This is a genomic window from Bacteroides sp. AM10-21B (genome assembly GCF_003472565.1).
GTDB lineage: Bacteria > Bacteroidota > Bacteroidia > Bacteroidales > Bacteroidaceae > Bacteroides > Bacteroides propionicigenes.
In genome coordinates, this window is the sequence record NZ_QRME01000007.1 from 300,946 (window position 1) to 313,378 (window position 12,433).

Below are 12,433 nucleotides of genomic sequence, written 5' to 3' on the forward strand. Positions count from 1 at the left end.
GAAACGCACCATCTGTATTGTTATCTCATCTTAGATGAACCAGCGAACATAACAGAAATCCTGGCGGTGAGGCAGATCTGCATGCTTCGGGAACATACGGTAAGCTACTTTGAAGCTACCGGCATTCTCCAGCTTATGCTTCACTTGGAAAGTATAGAGATTACCCTCTTTCTTCACTACATTGAACGGCTCTACAGAGTAAATGTGTTGCTTGCCATCCTGTGCAGTATAGGTAGTTACCAATTCCAGACCGATAGCATCATTCAAGCCCTTTTCGTCGATAACGTAAGTAATGGTGTATTCCTTGCCGCTTTCGATAGAGCCTTTAACCAGTTCTTCCGTCTTTTCAGAAGATACTACCTCGATACTGTCCCACTTGGCAACAACTTCCTCTTTCCATGCTGCGAGTTCCTTAGCCTTGGCATAGTTATTGGCAGCTAACACTTTAAAGCGTTTCGCTTCCTTAGTGTAGAACTTGCTATAGTAATCGTCCAGCTGACGCTTCATTGTGTAATGAGGTGCAATCTGTGCGATAGAGTTCTTGATAGTCCTAATCCAGCCTTCAGAATATCCCTTCTTGTTGCGTGCATAGTACAACGGCAGGATTTCCTGTTCGAGGATGCTGTAAATAGTAGCGGCATCCAGTTGGTCTTGATATTCCTGGTTCTGGTAGGTGCGTTTTTCTGTCAATGCCCAACCTGCGCCTTCACGGTAACCTTCCAGCCACCATCCGTCGAGTACGGAGAAGTTTACAACACCGTTCATCAACGCTTTCTCACCGGAAGTACCGGATGCTTCGAGCGGACGTGTCGGAGTGTTCAACCAGATATCAACACCTGATACAAGGCGGCGAGCCAACTGCATATCGTAGTTTTCGAGGAAGATAATCTTACCCAAGAACTCAGGACGGCGGGAGATTTCGATAATTCTCTTAATCAATCCCTGACCTGCACCATCATGCGGGTGAGCCTTACCGGTGAACAGGAACTGTACCGGATAATCGGGGTTGTTCACAATCTTAGACAGACGCTCCAAGTCGGTGAACAACAAGTGTGCACGCTTGTAAGTAGCGAAACGACGTCCGAACCCAATCAAGAGCGCATTCGGGTTAATCTTGTCCAACAAAGATACAACGCGTGAAGGGTCTCCCTGATTGTTCAACCATGTCTTGCGGTATTCCTTGCGAACATAGTCAATCAGTTTGTTCTTCATAGCCATACGTGTCTTCCAAATCTCTTCGTCTGCTACATTATAGATAGCTTCCCAAATCTTAGGATTAGACTGGTCGTACCAGAAGTTTTCATCGAAGTGTGCAGCATAGAGCTGTTTCCATTCCGTAGCACTCCATGTGGGGAAGTGGACACCGTTCGTAACATAACCAACGTGCATCTCTTCCGGGAAGTAACCTTTCCAGATAGGAGCAAACATTTCCTGAGAAACTTTTCCGTGCAACCAGCTCACACCGTTCACTTCCTGAGAAGTGTTGCAAGCGAATACGGACATACAGAAACGTTCGCCCTTATCGCCCGGATTGTTGCGGCCGAGGTCCATAAGGTCGTCCCAAGTGATACCCATCTTAGAAGGATAGCCACCCATGTACTTACCGAAGAGACCTTCGTCAAAGTAGTCGTGACCGGCAGGAACCGGGGTATGTACGGTGTACAAAGAAGAAGCGCGCACCAACTCGATAGCCTGGTCATAAGTCAGACCTTCGGCCACGTAGTCGCAGATACGCTGTACGTTAATCAACGCTGCGTGTCCTTCGTTACAATGATATACATCTTTCTTGATACCCAGTTTCTTCAAAGTAAGAATACCACCGATACCCAACAGTATTTCTTGTTTCAGACGGTTTTCCCAGTCACCGCCATACAGCTGGTGAGTAATGGAACGGTCGAACTCGCTGTTCATCTCGTTATCCGTATCAAGCAGATAGAGGGAGATACGGCCAATATTTACTCTCCAAAGGAAAGCGTGTACGTAGTAATCCAAATAGGGAACGTCCACAACAACTTGGTTGCCGTTTTCATCCAATACACGGTCAATAGGCAACTGGCCGAAGTTCTGGGCTTCGTAGTTGGCAATCTGTTGGCCGTCCATAGCCAATGTTTGAGTAAAATAACCGTAACGATACAGGAAACCGACAGCGCACAAGTCTACATTACTGTCAGAAGCCTCTTTCAAATAGTCGCCGGCAAGTACACCCAGACCACCGGAATATATCTTAAGTACATGATTCAAACCGTACTCCATGCTGAAATATGCAACAGAAGGACGATTGCTATCAGGTTTCACATCCATATAATTGCGGAACTTGGAATATACATCTTCCATTCTACGCAAAATCACTTTATCTTTAGCGAGTGCTTCGAGCTTAGCATAGCTCATACGTTCTAACAGCAGAACAGGATTCTGTCCAACTTCTTTCCAGAGAGCAGGGTCAAGGTCTTTAAACAATTCAGTAGCCTCATAATTCCATGACCACCAAATGTTACGTGCAAGTTCGGATAATTTCTCCAATTCAGCAGGGATGTGAGACTTAACGTTCACATCTTTCCAGTTCGGAGTGTTTACATTACTAACTTTAATCTTCATTGTATGATTACTTGATTGATTAATATAATTTTTTCCATCAGCCCAACTGACGCTTCATCGCATTGCGCAACGCAAGGTCGTAGGCTTCATAATAATATTGTATAAAATGCTTCCATAAAGCCTGCTCCGCCACTTGTGCCGCACGCTTACGGATTTCTTTAATTTCCGTATCTGTTTTCGTAGAGAACAAGGCTATCGTATCCCTAATACCATCCGCCACTTCGGAGTAGTTATAATCCGAGCGATGCAATACCTCTACCCCATCGTTAATGCCATGCTGGTTCTTGAGGCTGTTCACCCAAAGTCCAAAGCCGGCAAGGTCGGTTGTAATGGTCGGCACATGGAAAGCCACGCTTTCCAACGGGGTATATCCCCAAGGTTCATAATAGGAAGGATAAACGCTGAGGTCCTCTCCCAATATCAAGTCGTAATAATGCTTGTTGAGAATGCCGTCTTTGCCATCCTGATAGCAGGGAACAAAAATTACCTTCACTTTATCTTCGGGACGGTTGCCCATACCAAGGTATTTTAGCATATCCAGTACTTGGTCGTGCGTCATGTTATGCAGCCAGTGCGTAATGAAAGGCACTTCCAAAGGGGTTGTATAATGTTCGTCTTTCTTCTTCAGACGTTGCTGCAAGTCTTCACGGGGATCGCCCACCCAACTGGGAACGTTGACGAAAGCCAGTACATTCTTCTTCAAGTTCTTATCGCGATTCAGGCGGTTCAATGATTCCAAGAACACATCGATTCCCTTGTTCTTGAACTCGTAGCGGCCGCTGGTTCCGATAATGAGCGTGTCGTCATCAAAAGCCTGTCCCAAAAGACATTGGGCCACACGTAACATAGTGGAACGTGCACGTTTGCGCTTGCCCGTAAATGTAGAACCTTTCGGAACGAAATCATCTTCGAAACCGTTCATCAGGATTACATCTGCAGGCTTGTCAAGCAGTTCTTTACACTCGTTATTGGTGATTTCGCTTACAGTAGTAAAACAGTCTACGTAATGGGCGGTCTGTTTCTCTATGGAATGCTTGGACTCCATATTCAGTTCCTGCGCCATTTGGTCGCCGTTGTAAGCGAAAAGATAATCGTATAGCGGTTTGTTATTACCTGCGATAGAACGACCTATCGAGGTGGCGTGTGTAGTGAATATCGTAGCTATTTCGGGAACGGCGGTCTGCAAATAAAGCGCAGCCATACCCGTCATCCACTCATGTGCTTGGAATACAACCTTGTCCTGTTCTGTCAAATTATACCGATAGAAACTTTCTACGACCTTTCCGGTGGCATATGCAAACATGGAGGCTTCATCGTAGTCACCGTATGCGTGCAGTGAGTCCACTTGATAGTGTTCCCACATTTCCGTATAAATTTCGTTCTTTTGCGTAAAGAAAGGTTGGAAATCAACCAATATAACGATAGGCTCACCCGGAATGTTCCAACGACCTACACGAACAGAAAGGTTATCTTTTTCAATAGCATATTTTTTCCATGCGGCACAAAGGTTATCAGACTCAATAAATAAGGGATTTTCTTTTCCTTGCCAAAAGTCCGGACCCACAAAAAACACTCTATCACGAAATTTTGTCTGCAGTGTATTTGCTCTGGTAGACAAAACTGTATAGATACCGCCTACTTTATTACATACTTCCCAGCTCGCTTCGAAGATGTAATCGGGGGTAAGTAGTTCTTTAACCATATATGTTATAATCTCTTTATCTTAATTACGGCTGCAAAAGTACGCATTATTCTTTGAAAAATAGCCTTTTAATCGAAAAAACTGATTAAATGTACATAAACAATCGTTTGCATAAATGTTATAGTTAACGACAAAAGCCCGCCAATACTGGGAAAAGCGAGGATTACCTTCACAAAGAAAAAAAACACAAGTTCGGAACAATATCCGGAAAAAACGGAAGAAAATACAAAAAGCCCCGGAACTTCTTTGCGAAGTTCCGGGGCTTCCGTCAATATCAACGTATTATTTATGCTGTCAGCGCACTACCAATCAAGAAAGTAGCGGCCAAAGCCACGATAGCGTAAAGTTCGGGGAATACGGCAAGAATCAGCGTATTGCTGAACACGTCGTGTCCCTGACCGATAGCTGCGATACCATTGGCGCAAACCTGTCCCTGACGGATAGCCGAGAACAAGGCTACCAATCCCAAAGCAATACCGGCACCCAAGATAGCCGCAGCCTGAATAGCTGTCATATCCGGAGTAAGAAGACCGAAAATAGTCTGAAACATAAAGTAACCGGCAAAGCCATACAAACCCTGAGTACCGGGAAGCGCCGTCAATACCAAGAAGTTACCGAACGCACCGTCATTCTTCTTCAATGCGCCGATAGCTGCATTACCGGCAATTGTCACACCATAGGCACTACCGATACCTGACAAACCAACCATCACTGCAATGCCAATATAGGCAATCAATAAATTCATTTCCATAATCTTATTCGTTTTTTTATTGTTTATATTTTTATTTGTTACTCTTTATGAAGACTGCCCCATTTCCGTGCAGCCTTTCTTTCATGTTTTTAATTCTTAATTTTTAAACGGCTTATATTCTTTACCTCCTCCTTCGTAACCGGAATTCTTGAAAAACTCTACGAAGGTCAGACGCATGGGGTGAACCATCGCACCAAGCACGTTCATAAAGATATTGATGGCATGGCCGATGACGAATATCAGTACCATTACAATCGGTCCTGCAATGACATTATCGGGGCTCATACCCACTGCCAGACTGTTGAACACACCGGCAAGGATACCGCCTGAGAGTCCGAGTGCAAACAGACGTACATATGACAGCACATCACCGAGTAATCCCGTCGCCATATTATAGGAATCCCAGAATCCGAGACCGATATTGAGGAATATATTCTTTCCCGGACTATTGTAGAGGAATATCATAGCTGCCGCCACACCGAGGATGCACAAGTGGACTGTACCGCCCAACGGCATAACTTCCGGCAACAATGCCCCCGCTCCGCAGGAAACCAATAATATAATCCAACCAATCGTAGCTACGGCATACTTGAACCCGAACTGAATGGCTTGATTCACCGCCTTCAGCACCATACCGAACAGAATCTGTATCGCACCGAGTATCAATGACAGCTGGAACATATCGTTATTGTCCATGAACAAATGTTCTTTCATCTTTTGGAAGAAAGGCAGGTTGATATCGTAGATATTTGCTCCGAAGAACGTTCCTGTCAGCAATCCGCAGAAGAAGGTGGATGCCGCCAATACTTGTATCAATGAGAGGATAGGCTTCATCGTCGCACTGATATTCTTGGCGAACAGACGATACAGGGTTGCTCCGAGAAACAGGAATAATCCGTAACCGGAGTCTCCCAAACATAAGCCGAAGAACACCATAAAGAAAGGTGCAAAGAACGGCGTCAGGTCCAGTTCGTTATACTTGGGCAGCATATAGAGCTTGCATATCGGCTCGAACCATGCAAAGAAACCTTTGTTGTTCAACCGGATAGGTACATTGTCGCCCGGCACGGGAGAGGTAACCTCGTAATACACATGCTGCGCATCCAGCCATGCCGAAATCTCTTCTATATTGGAAGCCGGCGCCCAACCTTGCAGCAGCATCAGCTTCTCTCCTGCCGTAGATTCCGTGTTCAGCATTACTTTGGAGAATTCCATATCGGTGTTCACCTCTTTCAAGGCTGCACGCAACGAAGGAATTTCTTTTTCGGCAAGTACCTTCAGTTTCTCCTCGTTATCCGCCAAAGCCTGTTCCGTCTCGTCACAAAGAACTTGTACGCGTTCCAGTGAATAAGGCGGCAGCTTTGCCTGTTCTGCATCCAAATCTACTTCTTCCGCATTCTTGGTTACGGTAATGAAATAGACGCGTGAGGACAGACGACTGATAACCATTGCATTATAGGTAGCTTCCCATGCTTCGTCATAATTGCCTTCCGAACAACTGTAAAAACCCACCGTCAGCCCGGCATCGTGCAGACGCGACAGCTCGGCAGGTTCAAAGTTACCCCAAGGTTCCAAAGCGGCTTTCTCCTTCTGATAGGCCTGCAATTGCTGTTGCAACTTATTCTTTTCAGCTTGCAGTTCGTCCGCTTCGTTCAGCACTTCCAAGCCACGGATTGCCGAAGCGGGTGTCTCAGCAGCCACCGGTTTGGCGGGTTTGAACGCCTGCAACAGTTTCTCCGTTGCTTGCAGACGGGCGGACAGGCGAATACTATCCTGCAGCTCCGTGTTGTCGGCCACGCCTTGCTGTTTCTCGGCCACGTGTACTACACCGAGGTCGCGCACACCGTTCAGGAATGCTTCATACTCCTTATGATATACAAGGAACGTGAGCTTCTTCATTTTTGTAATCATGCTTCTGTCTCCTTCCTTTTCTCTTGGTGGGACTTCATTATTTTCTGCGATGATTTGGAGAGGTTCTCCTCATCTTCCATAAATCGTTTGATTTTGCGCAGTGCATCCTGATAGCCCGGAATCTGTACTTTCTCAAAAAGATTCACCTTTTGGGTGGTCTTTTTACGCGCATGTTCCAGCAAGTTCAGCTTGGCAACGGTAAACTCCCGTTCAATGGCCGTGTGTGCCAGTTCCTTGAGCAAGTGCAACCCGTCTGCATACCATTTGGGCGCATTGAACAAGCTGTAAGGGCGTATCTCGAAATCTACATTTTCGAGCAACGGCACTCTTACGCCGGCAATCTTCTTCACACCAAGATGAACATCGCTGACCTTTATCAATGAGGCGTCAAACTCATTCCAAAGGGCGAACATGGCTTCATAAGCTTGGATTTCCTTTTCCAACCTCGCATCCAGTGCGGCAGCATCGGCTTTGCAGCGCTTCACTTCCATACGCAGGGCGCTCTCCTTGTTCTTGATGATGGGGAGCGTACGCACGCGTACTTTCAGTTGCTTTTCCAGCTGTTGGAGCGACGTTTTATTATATTGAAACTTAATAGCCACTTCGTTAGTGATTAATTATTAATTATTAGTGATTAGTTTTCGGCTTTAGGCCAGAATTCGTCCACAAGTTCTTTCTTGATGTTCACTTCCTCCGGACGGAAATACTTACCGAACAAGCTCCAGGCTACATCGAGCATTTCTGTGGTATCGAGGTTTACATCAATAGCCAGCAACTGGTTGGAGTAGTCCTTGGCAAAGGCGAGGGTACGTTCGTCGTAGTTTGTCAGGTCGAAACCGTTCTCAAGTTTAGTCTTGGCGTTGGCGGCATCGGCATACAGACGTACGGCGGCATTCATCACCTGCGGATGGTCTTTACGTGTCTTCTTACCCGTAACAAGCTGTTTCAAACGTGACAATGAGCGGAACGGGTCGACGATAACCTTGCCGATGTCACTGTCGCGGCGGAGGAACAACTGTCCCTCAGTGATATAACCCGTATTATCAGGCACAGCGTGCGTAATATCGCCACCTGACAAAGTAGTCACGGCGATAATCGTGATGGAACCGCCGCTGGGGAACTGTACTGCTTTCTCGTAAATCTTCGCCAAATCCGAATAGAGAGAACCCGGCATGGAATCTTTGGACGGAATCTGGTCCATACGGTTGGACACGATAGCCAATGCGTCGGCATAAGAGGTCATATCCGTAAGCAACACCAGTACCTTTTCATTATTGTTTACCGCAAAATATTCGGCGGCAGTCAGTGCCATGTCCGGAATCAGCAGACGTTCTACGGGCGGGTTTTCGGTTGTATTCATGAAGCTGACGATACGGTCGAGCGCACCGGCATTGGAGAATACGTTCTTGAAGTACAGGTAGTCGTCATTCGTCATACCCATACCGCCGAGGATAATCTTGTCGGTTTCCGCACGCAAGGCCACGTTGGCCATCACTTGGTTGAAAGGCTGGTCGGGGTCTGCAAAGAACGGGATTTTCTGTCCGGACACCAGTGTGTTGTTCAGGTCGATACCTGCAATACCGGTTGCAATCAGCTCGGAAGGTTGTTTACGGCGTACCGGATTTACGGACGGACCGCCGATTTCCACTTCCTGGCCTTCGATGGACGGACCGCCGTCGATAGGATCACCGAAGGCGTTGAAGAAACGTCCGGCAAGCTGGTCGCTCACTTTGATTGTGGGAGCCTTGCCCAAGAACACGACCTCTGCATTGGTGGGAATACCTTCCGTACCCTCAAACACCTGCAAAGTCACATCGTCACCGGCAATCTTAACCACCTGGGCCAGCTTGCCGTTTACGGTTGCCAACTCATCATACCCTACCCCCGTGGCTTTCAGCGAGCACGTGGCTTTCGTAATCTGAGTAATCTTAGTATATATTTTTTGAAATGCTTTTGTTGCCATCTTATTATTTATGCTTTACGTTCTTCAATCAATTCCTGCAACTGTTTGTAGAAATTGTCATACTCTTCCGATTTGAATTTCGAATAGTTCATCTGTTTGCAGATGTTAATCATCTTCTTGAAGTAATCCATTACCTCGTTGAAGTTGTCGAACTCAAATTCCGTATGGCAGATGTCAATTACCATGTTGAGAATATCCTCCTGACGCTCCATGGGAGTTACGGCATCAATCTCATCGAAAGCATCCTGTTGCAGGATAACGAAGTCAATCAGTTCCGACTTCCAGAAGATTACGTGATATTCTACGGGCACACCGTCATCACCCAAAATATTGATTTGTTCCGCAATTTCCTTACCGCGTTGCAGACGGGTCTTGACTTCATTCACCTTGCCAATCCATTCACCGTTGATACGTTTGGCTATATAATCCTCAAATTCGGGATATTCGATATATTTGGAATACGAGTCAATCGGGTTTACGGCAGGATAACGCTTCTTATCCGCACGGTCTTGTTCAAGAGCGTAGAAACAACGGGCCACCTTCTTGGTATTCTCGGTTACGGGCTCTTTCAGGTTACCGCCGGCAGGAGATACCGTACCGATGAACGTAATGGAACCGGTTTCGCCATTGTTCAGCTTCACGTATCCGGCACGGCCGTAGAAGTTGGAAATGATAGAAGACAAGTCCATAGGGAATGCGTCGGGACCGGGCAACTCTTCCATACGGTTGGACATCTCGCGCAATGCCTGAGCCCAACGGGAAGTGGAATCTGCCATCAACAACACCTTCAATCCCATGCTGCGATAGTATTCCGCAATCGTCATGGCTGTGTACACAGACGCTTCACGGGCAGCTACCGGCATATTAGAGGTATTGGCGATGATAATGGTACGTTCCATCAGCTTACGTCCTGTATGCGGGTCTACCAATTCGGGGAACTCCGTAAAGATTTCCACAACCTCGTTGGCACGCTCACCACAGGCGGCAATGATTACAATGTCGGCTTCCGCTTGTTTGGAGATGGCATGCTGAAGCACCGTCTTGCCTGTACCGAACGGGCCGGGGATAAATCCCGTACCGCCTTCCACTATCGGATTGACGGTATCAATCACACGTACACCGGTTTCCAATAATTTGAAAGGACGCGGTTTTTCTTTGTAGTTCGTCATGGCACGCTTTACGGGCCACTTCTGAATCATATTTACTTTAACCTCATTGCCTTCCTCGTCAGTCAGGACAGCAATCGTATCCTCAATGCCGTAATCACCTTCCTCTACGATAGACTTCACGGTGCATACGCCTTTCTGTTCGAAAGGAACCATGATTTTCAGCGGCTGGAAGTTCTCGTCCACCTGTCCCAGCCATGCAGCGGCTTCCACTTGGTCGCCGGCTTTTGCCAGAGGTACGAAATGCCACTTACTTCCTTTATCCAACGGATACGTATATTGTCCGCGCTTCAGGAAAACGCCATCCATTTTGTCAAGGTCGTTTTGCAGACCGTCGTAGTTTTTAGAAAGCATACCGGGACCCAATGTCACTTCAAGCATATGTCCGGTAAACTCGGCTTCGGCTCCCACTTTCAGTCCACGGGTGCTTTCAAACACCTGTACGTAGACCTGGGTTCCTACCACCTTAATAACCTCCGCCATCAGCCTGTCTCCGCCGGTCGAGATATAACAAATCTCGTTCTGCGCCACAGGGCCGTCAACGACGAGGGTCACCATGTTGGCTATTACGCCACTAACAGTTCCTTTTGTTGCCATATAATTATGTAATTTATTTTATCTGAATTCTGCGGGTATCTGCACTTCATCCTTCAATGTAGCAATGATGCTACGGAACAGTTGGCTACCCTTTTCTTTATCCAATGAAATCCAACGCTCTATCATTTCAAGCTGTAACAAGAATACGAACAGACGCTCCACTGTGAAGTAGTCGAAGAAGGTTGCCTCCTCCATCCAGTTCCACCGCAATTGGTCAATCTTTTTCTCCCGTTCCACCAGTTCTTCCGTTTCACTGATTTTCACCAGCTGGTCCAACCATTCCACTTCACCGCTCAATCCGAAATCGCGTGCACCGGAGGTACGCAAAGCCTCGCAGACTTCCGTATCCCCTACTATCAGAGGAGCCACATCCATCTTGAACTTTCGTGCCGTCAAGGCAACCAGTACATTATTTATCACAAGATTAAAACCAAACCATGCAGACACAAACTTATTCTTGCACTTCATGGCATAGGCATAGTAAAGTGCCGCCAAGCGATCTTCATGCAAGAAGTCATCTTCGGCGGTCAGATTGAAATATTCGGAAATAAAAGTAGAGAGGTAAGACGGGAACACACGTTCGGAGACTTCACCACCTTCTTTCAGCAATGAAATGTACTCAGCCAACTCTTCCGCCGAGTAGTTTCCCCGCGAATCTATAGCTGCGTCCTTGTCTTTCAATAATTTCAAGACATTCGCATTGTCGAACTGAAGATAAAACAAGTCTATCAACTTTCTATCCTCCTCAGACAAAGCCGGATACAGTTCCGTCTTGAAATCAGCTACCGTATAGCTCAATTTGCTATCCTCCAAAGTGAGTTCTGGCAAACCGGCTACCAAGTAATAATATTTACTCATAATCCTGTAGGGAATTAAAACAACATTTCCACTAATTGCGGACGCAGGAATTCCTTGAAGTAATTCATAAATTCTTCTTCACCGAAGTTCACTTTATAAGAGCCGTCGGCCGGTGAAACAGAGAAAAGCGTCTTGATTCCGTTCACTTGCTCAATCTTCACACCCTTGTCCAATAACCCTTTTGCTTGGGCAGCGAAGTACTTCTTCAAGCCTTCCGCGTCTGATGTAGAAATTACGATAGGCTCGTTTACGCTCCACTTAGACGCTAATGCCACGATAAAGGCGTTAAGGAAATCTTTGTCTGCGGCAAAGGCTTTCACGTCAGCGTTTACAATCTTATCCGTTACCAAAGTAGCGATTTCAGATTTCAAGGCATTCACGGCCTGACCGGCAAACAGTTTTAACTCTGATTTGGTATTCTCCGCCAGTTCATCGGCAGATTTACGAGCGGTAGCCACAATAGAGTCAGCTTCTTTCTGTGCATTCTCTACAATTTTCCGGGCTTCTTCCTGAGCTTTTACGATAAGTTTTTGGGCTTCTTCATTACCTTTTTCCACCCCTTCACGATAAATCTTATCGGTTAGCTCTTGAATCTTGTTTTCCATATTTTACAGGAGTTATTATATGATTTATTACAATATTAATTGCATGATTTTTTTCTTTCCTTATTAGATTCACGCCAAAATTACGAAAAACCATTTGATATTAGACAAGAAGAATGAAATAAAAGTAGCCCATTTTCCTAAAAAACATCGTTTTTCACCAATTTTGTTCTGTAAAGATAACAATAAAGTAACAAGGGAAAAAGAAATAAAGGACTAAACCGGAAAATAGGCGGATGAAAAGTTCTTAAAACGAATAAAGCCCCCGTATCATCCGATACGGAGGCT

General features: G+C 46.1%; 9 protein-coding genes. All 9 read right to left on the minus strand.

Features of this window, described 5'->3' with window-relative positions; genetic code table 11:
* Window positions 1–30: 30 nt before the first annotated feature.
* Window positions 31–2,595 carry a glycosyltransferase family 1 protein gene (locus DW121_RS11525; RefSeq protein WP_117713200.1) on the minus strand — a complete coding sequence of 855 codons (2,565 nt, stop codon included), beginning with the start codon at window positions 2,593–2,595 and terminating at the stop codon, window positions 31–33.
* A 37-nt stretch (window positions 2,596–2,632) separates the two neighbouring features.
* Complete coding sequence (locus DW121_RS11530; RefSeq protein ID WP_117713199.1) at window positions 2,633–4,297, minus strand: glycogen/starch synthase; 1,665 nt, start codon at window positions 4,295–4,297, stop codon at window positions 2,633–2,635.
* 286 nt (window positions 4,298–4,583) lie between these two features.
* Window positions 4,584–5,048, minus strand: coding sequence for a V-type ATP synthase subunit K (locus tag DW121_RS11540; protein WP_009123313.1), 465 nt, complete (start codon window positions 5,046–5,048; stop codon window positions 4,584–4,586).
* Window positions 5,049–5,144: 96 nt separating this feature from the next.
* Window positions 5,145–6,959 carry a V-type ATP synthase subunit I gene (locus DW121_RS11545; protein WP_117713198.1) on the minus strand — a complete coding sequence of 605 codons (1,815 nt, stop codon included), beginning with the start codon at window positions 6,957–6,959 and terminating at the stop codon, window positions 5,145–5,147.
* Window positions 6,956–7,561 carry a V-type ATP synthase subunit D gene (locus DW121_RS11550; RefSeq protein WP_118323836.1) on the minus strand — a complete coding sequence of 202 codons (606 nt, stop codon included), beginning with the start codon at window positions 7,559–7,561 and terminating at the stop codon, window positions 6,956–6,958. Before DW121_RS11550 ends, DW121_RS11545 begins: the two co-directional genes overlap by 4 nt.
* Window positions 7,562–7,593: 32 nt before the next feature.
* Window positions 7,594–8,922 carry a V-type ATP synthase subunit B gene (locus tag DW121_RS11555; RefSeq protein ID WP_009123311.1) on the minus strand — a complete coding sequence of 443 codons (1,329 nt, stop codon included), beginning with the start codon at window positions 8,920–8,922 and terminating at the stop codon, window positions 7,594–7,596.
* 8 nt (window positions 8,923–8,930) lie between these two features.
* On the minus strand, window positions 8,931–10,685 hold the full coding sequence (locus DW121_RS11560) for a V-type ATP synthase subunit A (protein ID WP_117713196.1): 1,755 nt from the start codon (window positions 10,683–10,685) through the stop codon (window positions 8,931–8,933).
* Window positions 10,686–10,703: 18 nt separating this feature from the next.
* Complete coding sequence (locus tag DW121_RS11565; protein WP_118323837.1) at window positions 10,704–11,543, minus strand: DUF2764 domain-containing protein; 840 nt, start codon at window positions 11,541–11,543, stop codon at window positions 10,704–10,706.
* Window positions 11,544–11,557: 14 nt separating this feature from the next.
* Complete coding sequence (locus tag DW121_RS11570; RefSeq protein WP_117713194.1) at window positions 11,558–12,148, minus strand: hypothetical protein; 591 nt, start codon at window positions 12,146–12,148, stop codon at window positions 11,558–11,560.
* Window positions 12,149–12,433 lie beyond the last annotated feature (285 nt).

Excerpts from the sequence above, each read along its gene's own strand:
- DW121_RS11525 (WP_117713200.1), bottom strand. The coding sequence starts at position 2,595 with ATGAAGATTAAAGTTAGTAATGTAAACACTCCGAACTGGAAAGATGTG.
- DW121_RS11530 (WP_117713199.1), bottom strand. The coding sequence starts at position 4,297 with ATGGTTAAAGAACTACTTACCCCCGATTACATCTTCGAAGCGAGCTGG.
- DW121_RS11540 (WP_009123313.1), bottom strand. The coding sequence starts at position 5,048 with ATGGAAATGAATTTATTGATTGCCTATATTGGCATTGCAGTGATGGTT.
- DW121_RS11545 (WP_117713198.1), bottom strand. The coding sequence starts at position 6,959 with ATGATTACAAAAATGAAGAAGCTCACGTTCCTTGTATATCATAAGGAG.
- DW121_RS11555 (WP_009123311.1), bottom strand. The coding sequence starts at position 8,922 with ATGGCAACAAAAGCATTTCAAAAAATATATACTAAGATTACTCAGATT.
- DW121_RS11560 (WP_117713196.1), bottom strand. The coding sequence starts at position 10,685 with ATGGCAACAAAAGGAACTGTTAGTGGCGTAATAGCCAACATGGTGACC.
- DW121_RS11565 (WP_118323837.1), bottom strand. The coding sequence starts at position 11,543 with ATGAGTAAATATTATTACTTGGTAGCCGGTTTGCCAGAACTCACTTTG.
- DW121_RS11570 (WP_117713194.1), bottom strand. The coding sequence starts at position 12,148 with ATGGAAAACAAGATTCAAGAGCTAACCGATAAGATTTATCGTGAAGGG.